The sequence below is a fragment of the Neolewinella antarctica genome (genome assembly GCF_011927835.1).
Taxonomy (GTDB): Bacteria; Bacteroidota; Bacteroidia; order Chitinophagales; family Saprospiraceae; genus Neolewinella; species Neolewinella antarctica.
Map to the genome: position 1 here is coordinate 1 of NZ_JAATJH010000013.1, position 22,351 is coordinate 22,351.

The window sequence follows — 22,351 nt, forward strand, 5'->3', positions numbered from 1 at the left end:
CATCAGGGCAGCATGTTCTTCATCCGTTAGCGTCAGTAATCGTACATTCATTTGGCAATTTACAAAAGTTAAGCTAAATTTGTCTGATTACTTATCAATAAGGCTTTCAACTTTACTAAATTTGTTTTTTTGATCTGAAATTGCAGATATCCGATTATTGTAAAATTCAAGTATCGTATTTTTTGGAATCCAACAACGAGCTTGTATGTTCTCATTTTTGAACAGATTGATTAGGTCTTCGGTTGCTGAATTTGGAAGTCGATATAGGTCTAACAGAACGTTTGAATCAAACACAAATAACGCTTCTCCCCAAACTGTAGAGAAATCAATATTATCCGCAGACCGGTAAATCTTGTTTAATAGTTCTAAGTCGTTCATATTTGCGTTTTAATAAAAAACAATAATTTAGCAGTAATTGGAATAGTTGATCTTTTGCATTCTATCGATGATTTAGGTACTACCCATATTCTTATAATTTTATAAATAGAATATAGCTATTTGAGCAGAAAGTTCGCAGCAATAGAGGTCACATCTTCAATCGAAAACAAAATACACCAATCTACGGCAAGGTAGGCGGGTCATAAGCAAATATTCACAAAAACCGTTGCTGACACAGGAGAGCGGGGAGTTTTGTGAATCAAAACCGTTGGACCGACCGCTGAAAGAAAGAACAACGTTAGAACTCAATTTTCAAACCTATAGGGCGACTTGTCCATTGTTTCTGTATTCTCCGCACATTATTCTTCTTCACTAGATTTAACTTGAACGATAATTCGATCAATTAACTCCGAGCTAATACGGGCGCACCTTTTTTTGAAAAATTTCATGTAATTATCATCTAATACTCCATAATCTTTGATGTCATCGATTAAATGTGTTTTCATGGTATTTTCGATATTCTTGTTCTCCTCCATGTATTCACTCATGTACTTAGAAGGAGCTTTAGCCCTAATTTTATTTTTATTTAATTCTCCATCTATAATCGTAATGTTTGCGATATGGTTATACTGCCATTGTTCAATTTCAGGACTATTCTTCTTTAGAAATCCTTTGGGGAAAAAGTGATGATAATTTCGTGATGTTGCTATCTTTAACCAACTATTATGAATGTTCACTTCCTGATCATTATCGAAGGATCTCGGATGTTGCATTGTAAATAAACACAAAATAGCTTTTATGAATGATGTGTTAGCCGCAAACTGGCCATTGTTCACTATGTTATCTGTGGAAACGTCAATAGTCCAATCATATTTAGGTAGACTACCTGCTATTATATGGTCCATCTTGTCAATATCCTGGACTAATTTTGCTTCAACTGAAGATGAATACCTAAAACCTAGCGATGTTCTCCAAAAGAAATCTTCAAGCATTTTAGAGGTCTTATAATTAGGTTTTCCTTTTGTTTTATGATAGAAGTATGAAATTGGAACTATAAGGGCATTATAAGGAAGTAATCGAGAAACGGGAATTCCAAATGCCTTGTAGTGAAAAACTGCCTGCTTCACACATTTCACGGCTTCTGGCCACATTTCAATAAACTCTTTCTTGTCTAATTTTAGAATTGCTTTTCTCTTGCATTCTCCAGTTATCAATAGACTAACAAGTTGCAGGACATTTGCCGAAGAAATTGTTTCATATTTAATCTCCTCTAACTCACTTGTTAATTCAGTAAATTTTTCCTGGAGATCAAATTTCTTTTCTTGATCATATGTTTTTGCAACCATTATCTCAAAAAGAGTAAGGTCCTTACCACCAACATTGAGCCTCGTAAACACATCCGTAGCTTCATCAATCTCTGCATCTTTAAAATTAATGCCTTTAAACTGATAAGAGGATATTATTCGCTTGTATTTCTCAATTTTATTATATCTATCGTCGCTAAAATTGTTTAAAAACTTCCTGTCTGACGACATCAAATCCGTAAGTCTTATGCAAGCGTATTCTTCGCGGTCTTTAATATCTGATATGACAATTTCATCATCAAAATTTGCATCTAGATCTACATATATATTTGAAAAATCATCGTACCTGCCGCTGCTTCTCTTAATCACGAGTCCTTTTAAAGTAGCAAATAGAGAAGTTATTCTTTGCTGACCGTCCAATACGTAATTTACGAATTCACCATCAGCGGGTTCTGGTAAATCTAACTTTCCAATGTTCTTTATGGACCTTAATCTCTCATTTGTCCGCCAATAAATGAAAGTCCCAATTGGATAACCTTTAAGAACACTATCCACTAGTTTAGCTGATCTCTCTGTTGACCATACAAAATCTCTTTGAAACTGAGGAATTTTAATCTGTCCAGTTTCAATTTCATTCAAAAGAGTTGAATAAGATTTATCACCACTTTCTAAACTTGCCATAATCTAAAATTTTTCTAAATGTAATACTTTTTGTTATGCGGAACAGTAGCATCCGCGCAAATTCTCCACAAAACTGCTCTCCAGTTCGAACCCAAACTACCACCCAAACCAATCAACCCCAACCCTCCCCGCCCCCGACCCAGTAAAAACCAAATAAACATCACGCCGCCCAGCACCCCCAGAAAACTCCCCAGAAACCTCCCCCGTAAAAGCATCAGCACCACCCCCAGGAACCACCACCGTAGCCACCACCGGACCATCCGGCGCACCAATCCGCACCTCAATCCCCATCCCCCGGTCGGCATCAATAAGTTTGGCGGTAAACTCGGTGGCATCCGGACCGAAGGTAACGTTGGCGTAGCGCAGCCAGTCACCCGCGCGGGCATCGCCGACCTGGAAGCCACCGTCCGGCGCGTCCCGTTTCTTGGCACCGGCGCCGTCGGCTATTTCGTAGTACCATTCCGCCTCGATCCGGTCCCAATTAGCGTCGTACTGCCCTACCCCGTTCGCGAAATGCTGATCGAGAAAATCGGTATCGGTTACCAACCGGCCGTCGTCGGTGAAGTGGGCGTAGGTCATGATCGTCTCGCGGTATTTTTTTCCGTTAACGAGGTAGTAGCACCACACGTGGTAAAACTGCCCTTTCCACCAGAAGAAGCTACCGTGGGCGAACTGGTCCAGGTGGTGGCCTTGCCCCACCGCCCCGCGGCCGACGTACGGGCCGTAGACATTGTCGGAGGTAGCGTAATCCCGACCCCAACTCAGGTAGTAAGTGCTATCGTATTTAAATAAATAGCTCTTATCCATCCATTTGGGGGCATTCGCCCACGCTTCCCCCGTAATCGTAATGGGCCGGGGTTGCTCGGCCAGAGAGATCATGTCCTCATTTAACCTACCGACGTGGTACGACTCTTCCTTATCACCATAAACTAAATAAGGTGTTTCGTTCTCATCATCATCAATAAAAGCAGTGGGGTCATGGCGCGGCGAAACGAGTGGTTTACCGAGCGGATCTTTAAATGGACCGGTCGGGGAATCGGACGTCATCACGCCGACGCTGCGTTTCTGGTCGGAGAAATAAAAGTAATATTTTCCGTTCCGCGTCGCGGCATCGGCGGCCCAGGCGTCGGAGCTGTCGTCGTCCATGTAATTATCCTGGGGGGAGATGCTGCCCCGCTGCGTCCAGTTGACCAAGTCCGTAGTGGTAAACACGCGCCATTCCCGCATGTCCCACAGGTCGTCGTCCGGCGAGGTATCGTGGCCGGTGTAGAGGTACACCGTGTCGCCGAATACCCGGGCGTGCGGGTCCGACATGCCGATGTCTTTGATCAGCGGGTTCCCGGGTTTGAACACTTCCGCGGGGGGCGCCGCAACGGGGGCCGGGGCGCGGCCGCAGGTGCAGAGTAAAAGGGGGAAGAGCAGGGTGAACACGGAGCGGACTACCAAGGGGAAGATATTTTGAACTTGAATAAATGGATTAGGCGGCAAAGCCAAGATAAACAGCCTGCGTTGGCGAGCGCACCCGCCTTACCCAAAAAATCGGCCGCCCGCGGTGATGTGCGGACGGCCGATCTGCCGTATAATTAGTTTAATCAGGTTGGCAACTTCCTGATCTACTCGGTAAAGACGTTTTGCCGGTGGTCGTGAGATTTAGATTGGTATTTACCGTAAATCCCTTGCACCCGCGGCCGCGCCCTACTGAAAGATAATTTTACCGATACCGGTAGTCGTCCGCAACAGGTACGTAGCGCGCGCGAAATTAGACAGGTCGATCTCCCGACCTTTTCCTTGCGCGACCGTGCGACCGGTCAGTGAATAAATCGTCCAGTTGTCCTCCTTCTCGAGGAAGAAACGACCGTCACTACTCGGGTTCGGTGACACGGTGATGCGGTCCAGCTTCTGGAAGTTACTGGTCGATACCACGTTGGAACCCCGGAACTCGATGAAGTCCAGGTTGTAGCCACGGCCAGCGACGAATAAGCGGATCACTTGCTCACCGGCTTCCAGGAAGACGCTATCCAAGGTTATGGTATCGTAGGAGCCCCAACCTTCCGTTACCGGAAACTCGTAAGCATTTACGATCGTGTCCATACCGGCGTCCGGAAGGATGATGCTCATCATACCACCGCCACCGGGGCGTCCGGAAGCGTAAGCCATGTCCAGCGCGTAAAAATCAGCCGACGTTACGTTCACGGTGTGCTCCTGCCACTCACCCGGTGCGTTGAAACCGGTAACGAAACCGGTACCGCCCGTGCCGATGTCGACGTCGTCCGTGCGGTAAACGCCACCGGTGTTACCGGCGTCGTTGTCCACGAACGAAACGTCCGTACCGCCGATGTCGTAGTTCTCGGCCTCTAACTTACCGGGAAGTTGGGTAATGCCCGCGTACGGAGACTGCTCGGCGTTGGAGGTTACCGTAATCTTATCTATGTTGTATCCACCGTCGATCGTTCTGAAGCGCAAGACGTACTCCCCCGCCGGTAAGGCAACCGAATCAGCGGTAGCCGTCAGGTAAGTCGTGAACTCACCGGTGTTGGGTAGGTCGATGCGCTCGATGATTGTGCCCTGCCCGATTAACTCCACGGTTAGCCCCGCGTTGGGGCGTTTCGTAGCGTACGTCCATTCAAAATTGTAGCTATTGGAATCGGCCACCGCGACGGTAAATTCCGTCCACTCGCCGAAGGTGTTGTCGGTTACGACAACCCGCTCGTCGGACAGACTAATATCGACGTCTTCTTCCGCACGATAGTCCGAGTCGCCCGTGTTTCCGGGGGTTTTATCGTTGTAAGCGAGGTCTTGCCCGCCCTTGTCGAAGTCTTCCGCCTCGAATACGCCGGGCAGCCGAATGGGAGAACCGGTGAAAGGTTCCTGAACAAAATTGGTCACGTAAATCAGTACGAAAGCTTCCGTCGACGTGCCTTCGTCGTCCGTTGCCGTAGCGGAAACCCGGTAGGTTCCGGCTTCCGTCGGGGTGAAGGTTGTTTCGTAAGGAGCCGTCGTGATGGCGGTGTCAATGTCGATGCTGTCCACCGTGAACTGCACTTGTACAATCGCTCCGTCAATGTCACTAGCGGTGGCCATCAGTGGGATCACGTCCCCTGGTTTGTAGGAAGAGAAGGCCGCGGGAGAGGTCAACGCTACCGTTGGCGCCTGCGCGTCGGAGTCGCTACCCAGGAATACCGTACTGATGGACAACGGCGGCAACGTAATGGCGCCCATGCCAGATTTAATTTCGCTCAGGGGGTCCTGATCGATAGGAAGTTCACGCGTTTCGTCGACGCTCGAAAACTGCATCGCTTTGTGGATGAAGGGTTGATCGTAGGTGGTGCCGTCGAGCTTCAGCGTGAAGGGAACCGACTTGTCGGTCAGGTTCAGTACCAGGACGGTGGTCTTGCCATCCTTAGTTACGGCGCGGGCCGTTACGGCGTTGACGCCACTTTCTAGTTCCAGGGTAGTCATGTTACCGTCCAGCAGGACGCTGTTGGCGAGGACGGACTGGAGAATATCGTGGGTCAGGCCGTAGGCCGTCTTTTCCAGTGGGTATTTCACCTGGTCCTTGCTACCGTTTTCGCGCTCCGTAAAGGCGACGAAGGAGTTGAGCTTACCGTTTACGCTGAACCAGTTCGCGCGTTGGTAAATATCCTGGTTCTCGGCCATGAACATAATACAGTCGGCCATACCCAGTGCCGAAACGGCGTTGGCACCGCCGGAGCTTACGCCCCACTCGGTCAGCCAGACGGGCTTGGTCGTGTGGATGCGCACGAAGTCGTTGGTGGAACTCGCCAGGCTTTTACGGGCGGTCAGCGCCGTACTGTAAGCATCGTCGTTGTTATCAGCATTATCGGGGTCCTTACCGATGTAGGTGTGGACGGTGACCGCGTCGAAGTAATCCAGTTCTTCGGTGAGCTTATCGTTCCACTTCGGTGCGAAGAAGGAGCCTCTTCTCAGGAGCGGGATGGATACTTTGATATCCGGGTCTCTGGACTTCAGTGCTTCGCCCATCGCCTTAGCCCGGGCGACGTAATCCGGAGCGTTAGGAATGAAGGAGCTACGTTGGCCGGGGTAGAAATTCTCGTTGCCCATTTCGACGTCTTTCACTTCGAGACCGCGGGCGATCAGGTTGTCGTAGAACGCGAGGGTTTCGGGTGCTTCGTCGGTGGAAGCGCCGGCTTCGGCGTCCCAACTCATGTTGAAGGTCCAGACCATGTCGAAGCCTTTTCCTACACCGAGGATCCGTTCCCGGTTCAGCTGTTCGAGGCCGTCGATGCCCAATTTCCGGTTCAGTCGGTCGAAGGTATTGATGGCGTCTATTTCATCTACCGTGGCGGTTCTGATGTCATTAGGATCATCCCGCGCGACGTATTCGAACGTTTCCGTACCGAACAGGCGAGTTACGTCCCTACGCCAGTCGTACCAGTTAGCAAACAGGCCGTGGGGGAACCGGACGGTGATGGGATCGAACTTTCGGATCAATTCCTTATCCCGGTCGGATTCAAAGCCGAAGATGTTGTAACCCAGCAGGGGATTGAGGAATGTTTCTTCGCTGCCCGTCTGCACGTCCAACTCCGCCGTGATCGTCTCGGGGATGTCGAACGGGTAATCTTCCTGCGCAAACACGCTGCCGGTGAGGCAACACGCGCAGAGCATTAGTAATCCCAGTTTTCTGGGTAATAGGTATTTTGTCATAATCGGTTTATTTGTGTTTAAATGAAAATAAGAATAATTCGGGTAAATTGTATCCTGCGGTGTCTCGTACGGCGCGCAGTTTTTATTGATTATTTTATTAACTAACTGACCTTACGCAGCTCATTCTTTTCTTACCACAAAGGGCACGGAGAACACAAAGGAAAGTCATCCTTTGTGATCTCCGTGTGCTATGTGGTTAAATCTTTTGCGCAAGATCAGTTAACTACTATTTGCTGTCTTTTGGGGTAAGATGAAGTTTGGTTCGCGATTTTTTCATATTATCACTGATTACTCTTTTGAAAACGCAGCGTCCGTACCCCCTCCGCACCCGTCAATTCCAAATAATAGGTACCGACGGAAAGATCACTCACGTCGAGCCGCCGCACGTCGCCGCTAATGACGCGCAGCGTGCGGCCATTCACGTCGAGCAACCGGGCGTTGACGATGGTTTGCTGGGTTACTAATTCAATTCCGTCGGTTGTGGGGTTCGGAAACAGACGCGCGGCGAAGGTGGACGCAAAATCGACCTGGACAATTACGGAAAGGTCCGTCGTGCCGTCGAAGTCGCGTTGTTCCAACCGGTAGTAGTTGATTCCCGCGGCCGGTTGCTGGTCCCGAAAACCGTACTCGCCCGTTGCGGACGCCGCGACAAAGTCCAGATTCGCCCAGTCCACGCCGTTACCGCTACGCTGCACCGTGAATCCCTCGTTCGCTACTTCCCCGGCGGTTCGCCAAGCTAGGTTCACGAACTTCTGCTCCGCTACCCCGGTGAAGGTCAGCCAGTCAACGGGCAAGACCGCCTCGGAAATCGTTACTCGATCGAGATTGTACCCCCCACCCGCTACGGTGAAGCGGAGGACTTGTTCGCCGGCGACCAAACTAATGTTTCCGGACGTGCTAGTCACAAAATCCGTTGGGCTGCCCCCCCGGGGTAGTGGCACTTCGAAGGTCATGGCATTGTTATCAACGTCCGGTTGAATGCGGACGGTGCCGTTTCGCCCGGTAAAGTAATTGAATTCAAACACGTACTCACCCGCCGTCGGCACGTCGATGGTATATTCTTGCCACTCGTTAAATTCATTACCCTCGATGACGGTAACGGAACCAAAATTGCGCACGTCCACGCCGTCACCCGGGCGGTAAGGATTATTACCACCGTCGGCGGTAGCGTCACTCTTGTCGAAGTAAGCCACTTCCGGGCCGCCTGCGTCGTAGTCTTCTGCCTCCAGGGCCAGTACGCCGTTAGTGAATTCATTCGTACCGAGAAACCCGGCCTGAAAGATCGGTGTTGGTACGACCTCGAAAAAGTCGAGTCCGTAACCGCCACCCTTGGTGGTAAATCGCAGCACGGTGTTGCCTACGGGAAGTTGAACGCCGGTCTTGGTCACCGTGGCAAACTCGGGGTTGCCGGCTGCGTCACGGGGGGTGCTCGGCAACATAACCCGCCCACCCAAGTCGGCGGTTGCCTGACCCGGAAGTTCCACGGAGACTTGAATTTGTCCGGAGCTGGTGGCCGAGTTAGAGGCGTAGGTAAAAATGATGTCGTAGTTATCAGCTTTGGTCACGTTCAGGGTATATTCTTGGTATTCGTTAAATTTATTATCGAACGTCACGATGCGCGAACCGAAGTTTTGCAGGTCGACAAGTTCCGTCGGCCGGTACGTCAGGTTGCTGCCGGTTCTACCGTCCGCTTTCTCCCCGTAAGCGACGTCGGGGCCGCCTTCGTCGTAGTCTTCGGCCTCGACGATACCGCCGTCCGGCACGAAATTGGTTTTGGCCAGGTACGCGTCGTCGCCTAAGTACACCGTGCTGATGGATAATGGCGGCAACGTAATGTCACCCATACCTTCTTTGATTACGCTCAGGGGGTCTTGACCGAACGGCAACTCCCGCTCCTCACCTACGGTGGCGAACTGCATGGCCCGGTGGACGAACGGTTCGGTGTACGGCGTGCCGTCGATCTTCAGCGTGAAGGGGACGGATTTATCCGTTAAATTAATGATCAACACGGCCGTTCTCCCGTCTTTCGTCACGGCTCTGGCCGTAACGGCGTCAACGCCGCTCTCCAGTTCCAGGGTGGTCATCGTTCCTTCCAGCAGTACGCTGTTGGCGAGTACGGAATTGAGGATTTCGTGGGCCAGGCCGTACGCCGTCTTTTCCAGCGGGTACTTTATTTGGTCCTTACTGCCGTTCGCTTTGTCCGTAAAGGCGACGAATGAATTTAATTTACCGTTCACGCTGAACCAGTTCGCGCGCTGGTAGATGTCCTGGTTTTCCGCCATGAATAAATAGCAATCCGCCATGCCCAGCACGGAGGCGGCGTTGGGGCCTCCGGACTGTACGCCCCACTCCGTCAACCAGACCGGCTTGGTGGTGAAAGGACGCACGAAGTTATTGGTCGAGGACGCCAAGCTTTTCCGCGCGGTGAGCGCCGTACTGTACGCATCGTCGCTGTTGTCCGCGTTATCGGGGTCGGCGCCGATGTAAGTGTGCACGGTCACGGCGTCGAAGTAAGTTCCGTCCTGCGTCAGTTTTGCGTTCCAGTTGGGGTCGACGAAAGATCCTCTGCGGAGCAGGGGGATGGAGACTTTCACGTCGGGGTCCCGCGACTTCAGTGCCTGCGCCATGGCCTTTGCGCGGGCCACGTAATCCGTTGCATTGGGGATAAAGGAGCTGCGCTGGCCGGGGTAAAAATTCTCGTTCCCCAGCTCTACGTCCGTTACGGCGAGGCCACGGGAGATGAGGTCGTCGTAAAAGCCCAGCGTCTCCGGGGCTTCGTTCAGGGTTGCCCCGGCCTCGGCGTCGGCACTCATGTTGAACGTCCAGACTATGTCGAAGCCGGTGCCCTCGCGGACGAGGCGTTCATCGTTCAGTTGTTCCAGCCCATCAATGCCAACTTTCCGGTTGATGCGGTCGAAGGTCTCAATCGAACTTAATTCGTCGATTTCGGCGGTTCTCGTCTCTCGGTCCCTGAAGATGTAGTCGAACGTTTCCGTACCGAAGACCCGCGTCCCGTCCGTGCGCCAGTCGTACCAGTTGGCAAAAAGCCCGTGGGGGAACCTGACGGTAATGGGGTCGAATCTTCTGACAAACTCCTTCTCGAGTGCCGAATTAAACCCAAAAATATTGTAGCCGAGCAGCGGGTTTCGAAAGGCTTCCTGCCCGCCCGTCCGCACGTCCAGCTCCGCCGTGATTGTGTTCGGCACCACGAATGGATACGTACCCTGCGCGCGTACCGTGTTGCCCAAGCAGCACAGCCCCAGGAGCAGAAAGAAGCAATTATTAATCATTAAACTACGTTGCACGAATATTTAATTAAGGTCTCATTTCCAGATAACTGGAAGGTGAATGGTGATGGCGTGATGGATGCCGTTTTTCACCGCTCCGGCTCGGTTTACCTCGTGTGGTATAATCCGATTGATGCGCGGCCGCGGGTGCAAAATAAATGACCGATTGCACGGGGTGCTTTATTCCGGTGAATATGTTTTTAAATGACGGTGTACTCCCTACGTTAAATAAAGGCGGCCGTCCATAGCTATTTACGGACGGCCGCCTGAATCCAGACCACCTGCGTGGTCGAATGCATCCACGTTAACTTACTTCTTCACGAAGCGCAGCGTTTCTACGCTATCCGCACCCTGCAGTTGCAGGTAGTAAGTTCCGGAGGCGAGGTCCTGCACGTCCAGCCCACGGACGTTACCGGGGACGATGCGCAGCGTACGACCGGTCACGTCGAGCAAACGAGCGTTGGCGATGGTCTGCTGGGTGGCGAACTCGATCCGGTTCGTGGTTGGGTTCGGGTAAAGGCGGGTTTCCAAATCCGCGGCGAAACTGACCTGAATGACGGAAGAAAGGTCCGTCGTACCGTCGTAATCGCGCTGCTGCAAGCGGTACAGGTTGGTCCCTGAGACGGGCCGTTGATCCGCAAAACGGTAGCTACTGGTTTCGTTGGCACCGACGAACCCCAAAGCTTCCCACTGCGCACCGTTCTGACTACGTTGCACGGTAAAGCCTTCGTTCTCTACCTCATTCGCCGTCGTCCAGGCGAGGTTGACGGACTTCTGATTAGCCGCGCCGGTAAAGGACATCCAGTCCACCGGGAGGTTCACCTCGGCAATGGTGACCTTATCCAGGTTGTAACCGCCACCGGCAACGGTGAAACGGAGCACCTGTACACCAGCGCCGAGGCTGATGGGTTGCGATCTGGCCATCACGAAATCCGCCGGCACGCCACCCGCGGGTAGGGTAACTTCAACCGGGGTCGTATTACCGGCGTCAAAATCCGCTTCCACCCGGATGACTCCGTCCCGCCCGGTAAAGTACCGGAACTCGAACACGTACTGCGCCGCGGCGGGAACGTCGATCGTGTATTCCTGCCACTCATTGAAGGTATTGTCGTTGATCACGATTGCCGGACCAAAACTTCTGACGTCCACACCGTCACCGGGGCGGTAAGTGTTGTTGCTGTTATCGGCTGGCGTATCACCGGTATCGTTGTAGGCTACGTCCTGCCCTCCGGTGTCATAGTTCTCCACTTCCAGTACCAGCGTACCGTCTACGAAAGTATTGGGGCCGTTGAAGGGACCCTGTACGGTCGGGTCTACCGGTCCACCCGTGCCCTTGGTTACGATCACCTGATCCAAAGCGCCGCCAAAAGCGCCGAACGTGAGGCGTAAGACTTGCTCGCCCGCGATCAGCGCGACGTCTTCGAGCGTTGTGCTTGCAAAAACGGCATCACCGCCGGTGGTTAGTACTAAGGTCACCGTACCGAGGTCAACCAGTGAGGTCATCATCGTTGCCGGGTCACAGACTTCGCGCTGCACCTGGACGGTACGATTGGCGTTGCGGAGTGAGCTGGCCACGAATTCAAAGTTGTAATTACCGGCACCTTCCGTGGCGTTTACGGTGAATTCAAGGTATTCTTGACCCTGAAGTGCCGTAACGAAGACGCGTTGGAACCTATCCTGAATGTCTACGTCAGACCCGGGGCGGTAAGTATTGCCCGGGTCAGCAACGTTGCCCGCCGTTTTATCAAAAGCCCCTTGGTAACCGTCGACGGTATCATCTGGGCCGTCGGCGTCGAAGTTCTCAGCTTCAATGGTTCCGGGTAGCGAGATTACGCCCGCAAATGGCGTCTGCCCTCCCGAAACGATGAGTTCGCTGCTGGCGCAGTCGTCGGTAACGGGGCCGGTGGGTGTTGTCCCGGCGGTAATCGTACCAATAGTAGCCGCGCAAAAAAGCCCAGTTAGTACTGTTTGGCGAATATTCGCCGGATTAAAATTAAGCATTGTAAAGTGTTTTATAAACCGTGAAGTTTGCGCAGCCACAGAGAGCTGGCTGCCCGTGAAAAAAGATGAGTTAAAATTCGTGCTGCCCGGAGCGGCAACGGTGTCGTTTGGTTTATAATTCAATCCTTACGTGTAATGCCATAAAATTGCCAGACAAAAGCATTCGCACAACGCGGTGCAATTTCGTAACGGCATTATCGACTAGCTGGCAGCGCGTAAGTAAACGTGTACGTACCCGCCCCCAGCGTCATTTCCGTACCGTCCGCGGTGGCCGCCGGATTTACCGTATTCGCAAGATTAGGCGTTGCCGTCACGCCCTCCGGCGAGGCACCCGGAAGCACTACCGTAGCGGTCGTATTGGGGGGGATGCTTACTTCGTACGTCATTTCTCCGTCGGCAATCGTCCACGCGGACTTGATCGGGCCGTACACGGAATCAAATTCAGCGTTCGCGTTGGTCAGGCCACCGCCAGGGTGCGGATCCAAAAAGAAATGTTTATAGCCGGGATGCTCCGGGTCGGTCCGCAGACCGGCCACGTGGGTGTACAACCACTCGCCGATCGCACCGTAAGCGTAATGATTAAAACTATTCATGCCCGCGATGATGGAGCCGTCGGGCTTTTGCGTATCCCAGCGCTCCCAGATCGTAGTGGCACCCTGCGTGACGGGGTATAACCAGGAAGGATATTCCTTGCGGTTCAGCAACATAAAGGCCAGGTCATCACGGCCGATTTTCGAGAGTGAGCTACACAGCAGGGGCGTACCGACGAAACCGGTCGTCAGGTGGCCGAATTTTTTCACGTCCTCCGCAAAGTATTCGCCCACTTCATCCAGCAGTTCTTCCGGTACGAGATCGAACGTGATCGCAAGCGCGTAAGCCGTTTGCGTGTGGGATACCAGGCGACCGCTGCGCGTAAAGTATTCGCGTTGGAACGCCGCCTTGATGTGTTCCATTAATTCCGCGTACTCCTCAGCTTCGGCGGTTTTACCCAGAATAGCCGCGGACTGGCGGACCAAACTCGTACTGTAATAGTAGTAAGCGGTGGCGATCAGGTCCTTTTCGGTCACCGACCCGGCGTAATCGGGTTTTTCGGAGTGGAAGGCGAGCCAGTCGCCCCAGTGCCAATCTTTGTTGTTGTTCCAGAGAAAGTCTTCCCCGGCCTTCATCCGCATGAACTCCACCCAGCCCTTCATACTCGCGTACTGTTCGGCCAAAATGCGTTCGTCGCCGTAACTCTGGTACACCGACCAGGGGATCACCGTCGCGGCATCCCCCCAGGCGGTCGCCCCACCCTTCTCGTCCCACATATCGGGAACGACGTGCGTGACCATGCCGTTTTCCAGCTGATCCACCGCCAGGTCTTTAAGCCATTTCGTGTAGAAGGAAGCCACGTCGTAGTTATAGGCGGCCGTCATGCTGAAGACCTGCGCGTCGCCCGTCCAACCCACGCGCTCGTCGCGCTGCGGGCAGTCGGTGGGGATGTCGAGGAAGTTGTCCTTCTGGCCCCACTGGATGTTGCTCTGCAATTGGTTGATCAGTTCGTCGGAGCAGGAGAAGTCGCCCGTCGGCTCCATGTCGGAGTGGATGACGATGCCGGTCAACTGGTCCACGGTGGGTTTGAAGCCCATCACCTTGATGAAGCGAAACCCGTGAAAGGTGAACCGGGGCTCGAAAACCTCTTCTCCCCCACCCTTCAGTACGTAGACATCCGTGGCCTCGGCGGCCCGCAGGTTCTCGGTGAAGAAGTTGCCTTCCTTATCGAGCACTTCGGCAAACTTCAGCGTGACGGAATCACCCGCGTTGCCGTTCACCACGATGCGGGCGCGGCCGACGATGTTTTGGCCGAGGTCGTACACTTGCTCGCCCTTCGGCGTAACGATGATTTCGATGGGCGTGATCTCTTCGATCGCGCGCACGGGCAGGCCATTGGAGGCGACAAGTTGATCCTTAGGGATGTCGGCCACGGCTACTTTGGACCACGCGGCGTCATCAAAACCGTTCATTTTCCAGCCGGTCGGCTCCTTACGGGCGTCGTACCGTTCACCGTTGTAGATATCGGAAAGGCGGAAAGCGCCCGTGCCGGCCCGCCAGCTGGCGTCGGTTCCGATCACTTCGGTGTCGCCGTTTTCGTATTCGATCACGATTTGCGCCAGCAGGGCGAGTTTGTCGCCGTAGTAGCCCCGTTTACCGTCCCAGCCGAGGTAGCCGCGGTACCAGCCATCGGCGACGTTTGCCGCAATCGTGTTCTGAGTGCCGAGCATGGCGGTCACGTCGTAAGTCTGGTACTGGAGGCGCTTGTGGTAACTGGTGAACCCGGGGGTAAAAAGTTGGTCGCCGACCTTCTTACCGTTGAGATAGCACTCGTAGATACCGTGGCTCGTGGCGTACAAACGTGCCGAGCGGATTTTCTTTTTTGCGCTAAATTCCTTCCGGTAGTAGTGGGAAGGTAGCGACGTCGGGGAGGTAGGCTCGTTGGCGAGCGTGATCCAGGCGGCGGGCCAGTCGCTGGTTTCGGTCAGGCCCATTTCCCAGAACGCGGGGGCACTCCATTCACTGGGCGTGTCGTCCTGGTTCCAAATTCTGACCTGCCAGTAGGCGCGTTCGCCGGAAGCGAGCGCGGGGCCGGCGTAGGCCACGTTGGTGGATTTATCGCTGGTCACCTTTCCGGTGGACCAGGTATTTTTTTTGGTTTTGCTGAGGTTAGGGGTAGATTTGGCTACCCGAATCTCGTAAGCGGTTTGGTGGGCATCGGTTGCCGCGTCGACCATCCACCAGCTCAGGCGCGGGGCATCCACGTCGATGCCGACCGGATCGGTGTGGTACTCGCAGCGCAGGTTCGCAACGCTGGGTTGAGCAAATAAGGCGGTTGTAAAAAGACTAAAAAGTAGAAAACTGAAAAGGGCCGCGTGGCGAATTTGCATGGCATGATGTTGTTAAAGCATAAAAAGAGGGCGCGGTCGCAGGTGCCGAGAAAATCCTGCTGAACAAGTTTCCCCGGTACCCGCGGCCGCGCCCTAATACCCTACTGGAAAATAACCTTCCGCATGGCGGTGGCGGTGCGCACGACGTACGTACCGCGGTCGAGAAGTGACAAGTCGATCTCACGACCCTGACCGGCGGCGACCATCTGGCCGACGAGTGAGTACACCTTCCAGTCCGCTACCTCGTCCAGCAGAAAACGACCGTTGGAACTGGGGTTGGGGGAGATGCTTAATTGCGCAACCTTCGGTGCGGAGAAAACCGAAGTGCTGCCACCGCCTACCTTGGTGAACGTGATGTTGTCCAGGTTAAAGCCAAAGTTGACAATGTTGACGCGGAGTACCTGTACGCCAGCCTTGAGCATGATCGTTGCGGGGTCGTCGAACGCGACGGTCTTGTAATCGTTGAAGCCCTCAGTCGCGAAAAAGTACTGATTTTCCACAAGGACGCGCGTGCTGTCCTCCCCGGGTATGCTCAGTCCGAGCTCGGCACCGGCGCGACCAACGCCAACGACCGCTTCAATGGAGTATTCGCCGGCTTCGGCAACGTCGACGGTGTATTCCAACCATTCGCCGTTCCCGACGTAACCCACAATTCTGCGTGCGGGCATTCCGTCCGCTTCCGGGCGGTCTTCGATGTCGACGTCAGCGTCGCCACGGTAGGTGCTGCCACCCTGATTGGGGGCTTTGTCCGCGGGGTTGATCTCGTTCCAGGAAATGCCCTGACCGCCGTTATCAAAATCTTCGAATTCAATGGTGCCGGGGATGGCGTGGGGTCCGGTTTCGAGGAAAGGCGTCTGCTCCTGAGCGGTCAGGACACTCGCCCCGGCCAGGCAAAATAAACCGGTAAATAAAAAGGGGCGAACATTCGCCAGGGTAAAGTTGAGCATGTAATTGAGATTAATGCGATTAAAATAAAACGGGCCAAATGGTGGCACCGCCAAAATATTGTATTTCAGGACACTAATCTAAGCTGCGAATGTGGTACGGCAAAATATTGTGGGGTCACTGCCGACGATTAATTAAATGCAATGGATTGCAACATTTTATGCCACTAATTTTAGTGCCAAAACGGAAGCGAATAGCTTGATTCCCGATCGGCAGATAGCATCACCGTGCAGTCGATCGATCACCGATCGATGCTGCTTAGTGCCTTCTTTCGTACGTACGCTTATCGTTGGAAAAAATTAGTTCGACCGCTCGCCGGCGTAATAATCTGAATCGCCAGTGGCGATTCGCCGGTATCCGCCCGGTTACCGCGCGGACGGTTCGTTTGTCGTTAACGTAACGGTCTTTAAGTCCTCGGCGCGGGAGGAGCCGCCGACGGAAATCGTAAAGGTTCCCGCCTCCACTACTTTCTCCAATTCGGCGTCGTACAGCGCGAGTTGCTCAAAGCCGAGCGGAAACGTCACGGTTTTCGTTTCACCGGGCTCGAGGGCCACGCGTTCGAATCCCTTGAGTAATTTATTGTAGCGACCGACCGACGCGTAATCGTCCCGGACGTACAACTGCACGACCTCTTCACCCGCCCGGTCGCCCGTATTCGTCACAGTCACGGAAACCGTAGTAGAATCAGCTAGCGCGATCGCGGGTGCCAGCAGGGTGGGCTCGCCGTACGCGAACGTGGTGTAACTCAGGCCAAAGCCGAAGGGGTACAACGGCGTTTTATCGGCAAATCGGTACTGACCGCTCCCGGAGCCAACGAAGTCGGGCCGCTCCAGGTAGGTGACCGGAATCTGGCCGACCCCGCGCGGAAAGGAAACCGTCAGTTTGCCCCCGGGATTGTAGTCGCCGAAGATCACGTCCGCCAACGCTTCACCCGTTCGCATCCCCAGGTACCAGCCTTCGATGATGGCGGGGATGTTCTCGGCGAGGTAATTGATTGCTAAGGGCCGGCCGTTGAGCAGAACGGCAACGATGGGTTTGCCGGTCGCCTCGATGGCTTTCACCAGTTCTTCCTGCACGCCGAACAGGTCCAGAGTCTCCCGGTCCGTGCCTTCACCGCAGGTTTCCGTGGAGCCACCGATGGCCAGAATAACCACGTCGGAACGCCGGGCGGCGGCGACGGCTTCCGCGAAACCAGCGGTTGACTCACTTTTAAGGGCGGCACCCTCCGCGTAATTCACTTGTATTTTATCGCCAACTTTCGCTTCGATGCCCTCGATCACGGACGTGAAGTACGGCGGGATGCCGGAGTAGCCACCCATCTGCGTGTACCTACCGTTCGGCAGCCGTACTTCGGCGGCGTTGGGGCCGATGACCGCAATTGACTTCAACTTAGTGACGTCGAGGGGTAATAGTTGATCGTCGTTCTTCAGCAGCGTCACCGCCTTGTGCGCCAGGTGGAGGGCGAAATCCTGTGCTTCCTGCGTACTGACCAGTGTATCGGCGTACACCCGGTCATCGTCGAATAAGCCGAGTTTGTACTTCATCGTCAGGATACGGCGCACGCTCTGGTCAACGTACTTCATCAGGGACGGGTCGGCTTCCAGGGTATCGCGCAGTACGTTGTCGATGTAGGCGGAGAACTTGGGACTTTTACCGATGACCAAATCCATGTCGACGCCGGCCTTGAGGCCCATGACGGCCGCCTCCGTCCGGTTTTTGGCGATGAAGTGCATGAGTTCGAGGCGCGATACGTCGTTGTTGTCGGATACGATGAAACCGTCGAAACCCCACTCGTCCCGGAGCAGACCGGTCAGGCGCTTACCGTCCATGTGCAGCGGAATACCGTTCATGTCCTGGTGGCCGGGCATGATGCAGCCGACGCGGGCCTCCTTGACGGCGGCCTCGAAGGGGGGTAGATAGATCTCCTTTAAGCGACGCTCGGAGATGTCCACGAAGCCAGCGTTGATGCCCCGGCGGTTCTCGGGGTAACCGACAAAGTGCTTGGCCGTGGCGAGCACGTGGTTCTCATCCAGGTACTCATCGCCCATGCCCTGCAGACCCTGGATGAACGCAACGCCCATCCGGGTAACCAAGTAAGGGTCTTCCCCGTAGGATTCTTCCACCCGTCCGTACCGCGCGTCGCCGTTAGTGACGTCCAGATTCGGCGAGTAGCAGTGGCTAATGTTGACCGCCCGGGCCTCCCGCGCGATGATGTCCGTCATTTGCCGCACCAGTTCCGGTTCCCACGTGCCACCGAGGGCGATCGCCTGGGGATAGACCGTCGCGCCTTCGATCCACAAACCGTGGAGGCATTCGCTGTACCGCATCAGGGGAATACCGAGACTATCGTTAGCCGGGGCGTCCTGGGTTAGCTCGGCTACTTTGTCGGCCGTGCTCATTTTGCTCATCAGTTCACTCACCCGGTCGTCGAACTCGCCCTCACCGGTGGAGGAAGTAGTCGCAGAGTCACACCCCGCCAACAGGCAGGTAAGTGGAAGGGCAATCAGGAGGGCGAAACGCCGGCGGAAGACGGTAAGTAGTAGTGGGTGCATCATTATATTTTAGTTGGGGGGCCGGCCAGGCGTACGGAAATACGCCCCCGGCCGTCGGTAAGTGTGTGGGCGGGAACGCGGATTTCCACCCGTTTCAGTCCCGGAATAGTTTTGTCAATCGCCAGTGGTGGCGGGTCGAGTTGGCTGATGGATACGTTGTAGCCGGCGGGCTCCACGATGGTGAGTTCGAGCACCTTTCCATCCTGACGTAATTCAGCCCCACCCGCCCGGGGAATGACGTCGGCCGTCGTTATGATGGCCCAGGTTACGAATCGTGCGGAATCCGTCGCGACGAACTCGTCCGTAAGGAGCATACCGTGATCGCTCTCCTTGGTAAATTGGCGCCGGGCCGTAGAAAGTAATCCTGGGTTTAAAGCACTCAGGTCGATGGTAGCGCTCGGCCGATCACCCGTGGTGACCTCCGAGATGGGCGCAAAACCCGTTACGTCGAATCGCTCGTTATTGACCGTGAGGGTGCTGTGGGTTAAGTTTGACTTGGTCAACAAAGACCAGCGTTCGCACTCCTGGCAGTACCGGCCAAGTTGAAAACCGATCTTATTTAGTAGGTAGTAGCGTTGATTACCGGGGTCGGTCACCCAGCGGACTCCGTCGAGTTCAAAGACGAACGTACCGATGTCCATATTGCCATGGCTGGTCTGGGTTCGGCCTCCCTTCGCCGCGAAGTAGAGTTGTCGGGGGTCGGTGTGTTCCGCTTGCATTACCACAACCGGCGTGCTCCCGCGTCCGCGCCAAATCCTTGGCTGTTTACCTCGCTTTGTTTCCTGGAATTGGCTAAGCCAGACTAGTCCCTGACCACCGTACCGCGTTTGAGCCACCTTCGGCATTACGAGATAGTTTGGCTTCAAATACTGCGCATCACCCGTTTTTCCCGCGAACCAGGTCAACAGAATGGCACCACTACTACCCTCTTTGCTACCGGAATCGGAGTAGTTGAAGTAGAGCCCGGATGGAGCCGTGGCGATTAGGCGAAAGCCCGCGCTTTCCAAAAAACCGGTAGTGGCGGAGAGTCCGAAATCCGACCCCAATGCGGTGGTCAGGGCATTCATCGCCAGAACGCCGAATACCGTGCCGTACTCCCAGTAGCTGGGTCCTTCCGGATAATTTCCGTCCGGGCCGTATTCCGCCAGCGAGTTCGGCATTTTATCCAGCGCGCGGCGAATGGTTTTGGTCGCCAGTGCGGGCTCATCGTCGGCGACGGCTAGTGCCGCCAACACCAGTCCGCCGTGACAAACCGTGTTCCAATTGTTCGTACCCTCAATCCAACCCATCCGCTCGTTGGACAGATCGAAACTCGGTAAAAGTGCCTTGTTGATCAGCGCATTTTTTGCTGCGGTCACCGTTGCGGCCGGAAGGTCCTCCCCCACCCAATCGACCGCCGTCGCTACGCCGACGGATAGCTCGGCGATGTCCAAAAAATGCTGGGGGTTCCAATCGGGAAAGGCGCAGGCAGCCAATAGTTCCTCGTTAATTCGTGCGAGAATGACCGGGTCTCGTTCCTGGCGGTACACCATGCTCAGGATACTCATCCTCCGCCCCATCTCCCGCGCGACGAAGAGCAGCCGAAATCCTTCCAGTTCGTATTTAATCAGTGGCGTATCGAGTAAGCGGTAGGCTTCGGTACGTAATTGATCGTAATAGGCTTTGGTCAGCGTATCCGTCTGAATTTTAGCGGTCAGTTCTGCTTCTAATGCCGGCGTGAGAATCAACCGGGGGTGGGCTTCACTGAGGTGCTCGGTTAAGTAGCTTTCGTCAAATTGATCATTTGCGGCCTGCCCCGTCAGTGGCCGTACCGCCATTACGAGCAGCAGAAGGAGGACACGGGAAATAATCGCTGAAGGCTGCATTACTGGCTGATGGTTTGCGGCTCGGAGTAGCGACCTAGACGATGCTCTTCGTCCCACACCCTAATTTTCCAGTAAGCTTGCTGCCCGGCTGCGTAGCCGGCAACGGGCTCGGATGCGCTGTTTTCGGTCGCGACTACTTCACCGCTATTCCAGAGGTCGCCGTCGTTCAGGGCGAGCTTCTCCGGTGAGGAGGCCAGGATTATCTGGTAGGCCGTCTGGCCACCAACGCTCTGCGGCAGCTCCCAGGTGAAATCTGCTCTACCCCGGCCCGACTTCCCCGCCAGTGCCGTCGGCGCGGCGGAGTGATCGTCACTGAGCTCCAGGGTTAGTGCGTTCGTTTTGGCCCGTAGGCGGTCGAGCGTAGCGGTGAAGTCCGGGTTATCGACCAGGTTGATCGTTTCGGCCCGGTCCTCTTCGAGGTTATACAGTTCCTCGTAGGCCGGCTCGTTCACGTAGCGGAAGTACTTCCATTTCTTGGTCCGGACACCTTCGCTGGGGGGGATGTTGGCGAAGTCCCACAGGTGTTCCAGCAACACCGTATCGCGGTCGACCAGGTCATCGGCGCCGTCCATCAGGGGAAGCAAGCTTTGCCCCTGCCAACCGGCGGGGCGGTCGACCCCGGCCAAGTCCAGCATCGTGGCCGGCACGTCGATGTTGAGGGCCATGGCGTCCAGATCGAGGTGTTTGCCCCGGCGGGGGTCGAACACGATGAGGGGCACGCGCACGGAGTTATCGTAAAGTAACCACTTGCCCGCAAGTTGGCGTTCGCCCAGGAACTGGCCGTTGTCGCCCATCAGGATGATGATGGTATTATCGGCTAAGCCCTTTGCCTCCAGCTCGGCGCGAATACCCGCAATTTCCCGGTCGATGCCGGAGATCATCCGGTAGTAACCTTTGACGCTGTGTTGGTATTTCTCCGGCGTGTCGTAGCGCCAGCCCCACCGCAGGCGGTTAAAGCCGTTGCGGACGGCGGGGGGTTGGGCGTCGAAGTAACGGTCGTCCCCCAGCGCGGGCGGGGGGATTTGCGTGTCGGCCAGTAGCTTGTCTCCTTCGGGTTCCCAGAAATATTGCTCGGGGGCGGGGTCGTGGGCGTGGGGCGCGCTAAAACACAGCGAAAGACTAAAGGGTCGGTCACCCTTATTGTCCCGGATGAACCGCTGCGCCATTTCGCCGGTGTACCGAGTTAGGTGTACGCTGTCGCCGTCGAGTTGCTTGTAGTAGTAGCCACGTTTGTCGGGGTATTTATCGAGGCGATCGTACATGTCCGACTCCTCGAAAAGGTCACCCTGCGCGGCGTACTTCACGCCGAATTTTCCGTAGAATCCAGTCCGGTAGCCCGCGTCGCGCAGCAAAATCGGGTAGGAGTCCGCCATGTATTCTTCGCGCATTGCTTTGGCCTGAAAATCGAACCGGTGCGTGCGTTCGTAACGGCTGCTGAGGATACTGGCCCGGCTCGCGGCGCAAATCGGCGTCGTCACCATGGCGTGGCTGAAGTAGGCACCTTCGCGGGCCAGGCGGTCCATCTCCGGCGTACTGATCAGCTCGTTGCCGGCGTACCCGAGAGCATCCCAGCGTTGATCGTCCGTGAGGATGAAAATGATGTTCGGTCGTTCGTTTGCTGCACCCACCTCCTCCGCACCCGCGTCCGCGCATGAAACAAGAAAGCAAGAGGCAACTAGTAAACAAGCGGAAACGGTGACGTGAAAATATTTGTGCATGTAAGGACTTTAA

Annotated in this window: 11 protein-coding genes; all 11 read right to left on the reverse strand. The window is 54.6% G+C overall.

The window, feature by feature from the left end; translation table 11 throughout:
• Positions 1–87: 87 nt before the first annotated feature.
• The 11 genes from GGR27_RS19330 to GGR27_RS19380 all read right to left on the reverse strand — a co-directional run bounded on the left by GGR27_RS19330 (position 88) and on the right by GGR27_RS19380 (position 22,338).
• Positions 88–378, reverse strand: coding sequence for a PIN-like domain-containing protein (locus GGR27_RS19330; RefSeq protein WP_168040484.1), 291 nt, complete (start codon positions 376–378; stop codon positions 88–90).
• Between the two features lie 359 nt (positions 379–737).
• Positions 738–2,363: a GmrSD restriction endonuclease domain-containing protein gene (locus GGR27_RS19335; protein WP_168040486.1), complete on the reverse strand. Its 1,626-nt coding sequence runs from the start codon at positions 2,361–2,363 to the stop codon at positions 738–740.
• Positions 2,364–2,459: 96 nt separating this feature from the next.
• Positions 2,460–3,809, reverse strand: coding sequence for a family 43 glycosylhydrolase (locus tag GGR27_RS19340; RefSeq protein ID WP_209038008.1), 1,350 nt, complete (start codon positions 3,807–3,809; stop codon positions 2,460–2,462).
• A 249-nt stretch (positions 3,810–4,058) separates the two neighbouring features.
• Positions 4,059–7,049, reverse strand: a complete 2,991-nt coding sequence (locus tag GGR27_RS19345) for a carbohydrate-binding protein (RefSeq protein WP_168040488.1) — start codon at positions 7,047–7,049, stop codon at positions 4,059–4,061.
• A 281-nt stretch (positions 7,050–7,330) separates the two neighbouring features.
• The gene (locus GGR27_RS19350) at positions 7,331–10,339 is read right to left on the reverse strand and encodes a carbohydrate-binding protein (protein WP_168040489.1); all 3,009 of its coding nucleotides are present in this window, start codon (positions 10,337–10,339) and stop codon (positions 7,331–7,333) included.
• 306 nt (positions 10,340–10,645) lie between these two features.
• Positions 10,646–12,337: a T9SS type A sorting domain-containing protein gene (locus GGR27_RS19355; RefSeq protein WP_168040491.1), complete on the reverse strand. Its 1,692-nt coding sequence runs from the start codon at positions 12,335–12,337 to the stop codon at positions 10,646–10,648.
• A gap of 194 nt (positions 12,338–12,531) precedes the next feature.
• The gene (locus tag GGR27_RS19360) at positions 12,532–15,258 is read right to left on the reverse strand and encodes a glycoside hydrolase family 78 protein (RefSeq protein ID WP_168040493.1); all 2,727 of its coding nucleotides are present in this window, start codon (positions 15,256–15,258) and stop codon (positions 12,532–12,534) included.
• A gap of 101 nt (positions 15,259–15,359) precedes the next feature.
• Complete coding sequence (locus GGR27_RS19365) at positions 15,360–16,205, reverse strand: carbohydrate-binding protein (RefSeq protein ID WP_168040495.1); 846 nt, start codon at positions 16,203–16,205, stop codon at positions 15,360–15,362.
• 363 nt (positions 16,206–16,568) lie between these two features.
• The gene (locus GGR27_RS19370) at positions 16,569–18,758 is read right to left on the reverse strand and encodes a glycoside hydrolase family 3 N-terminal domain-containing protein (RefSeq protein WP_209038009.1); all 2,190 of its coding nucleotides are present in this window, start codon (positions 18,756–18,758) and stop codon (positions 16,569–16,571) included.
• On the reverse strand, positions 18,758–20,620 hold the full coding sequence (locus tag GGR27_RS19375) for a heparinase II/III domain-containing protein (RefSeq protein ID WP_168040497.1): 1,863 nt from the start codon (positions 20,618–20,620) through the stop codon (positions 18,758–18,760). Before GGR27_RS19375 ends, GGR27_RS19370 begins: the two co-directional genes overlap by 1 nt.
• A complete protein-coding gene (locus tag GGR27_RS19380; RefSeq protein ID WP_168040499.1) occupies positions 20,620–22,338 on the reverse strand; it encodes a sulfatase family protein in 1,719 nt (572 codons plus the stop codon). Before GGR27_RS19380 ends, GGR27_RS19375 begins: the two co-directional genes overlap by 1 nt.
• Positions 22,339–22,351: the final 13 nt, after the last annotated feature.

What these genes read in the sequence shown, in the direction of transcription:
- GGR27_RS19330 (WP_168040484.1), bottom strand. Translation starts at nt 378, where the DNA reads ATGAACGACTTAGAACTATTAAACAAGATTTACCGGTCTGCGGATAAT.
- GGR27_RS19335 (WP_168040486.1), bottom strand. Translation starts at nt 2,363, where the DNA reads ATGGCAAGTTTAGAAAGTGGTGATAAATCTTATTCAACTCTTTTGAAT.
- GGR27_RS19345 (WP_168040488.1), bottom strand. Translation starts at nt 7,049, where the DNA reads ATGACAAAATACCTATTACCCAGAAAACTGGGATTACTAATGCTCTGC.
- GGR27_RS19350 (WP_168040489.1), bottom strand. Translation starts at nt 10,339, where the DNA reads ATGATTAATAATTGCTTCTTTCTGCTCCTGGGGCTGTGCTGCTTGGGC.
- GGR27_RS19355 (WP_168040491.1), bottom strand. Translation starts at nt 12,337, where the DNA reads ATGCTTAATTTTAATCCGGCGAATATTCGCCAAACAGTACTAACTGGG.
- GGR27_RS19360 (WP_168040493.1), bottom strand. Translation starts at nt 15,258, where the DNA reads ATGCAAATTCGCCACGCGGCCCTTTTCAGTTTTCTACTTTTTAGTCTT.
- GGR27_RS19365 (WP_168040495.1), bottom strand. Translation starts at nt 16,205, where the DNA reads ATGCTCAACTTTACCCTGGCGAATGTTCGCCCCTTTTTATTTACCGGT.
- GGR27_RS19370 (WP_209038009.1), bottom strand. Translation starts at nt 18,758, where the DNA reads ATGATGCACCCACTACTACTTACCGTCTTCCGCCGGCGTTTCGCCCTC.
- GGR27_RS19375 (WP_168040497.1), bottom strand. Translation starts at nt 20,620, where the DNA reads ATGCAGCCTTCAGCGATTATTTCCCGTGTCCTCCTTCTGCTGCTCGTA.
- GGR27_RS19380 (WP_168040499.1), bottom strand. Translation starts at nt 22,338, where the DNA reads ATGCACAAATATTTTCACGTCACCGTTTCCGCTTGTTTACTAGTTGCC.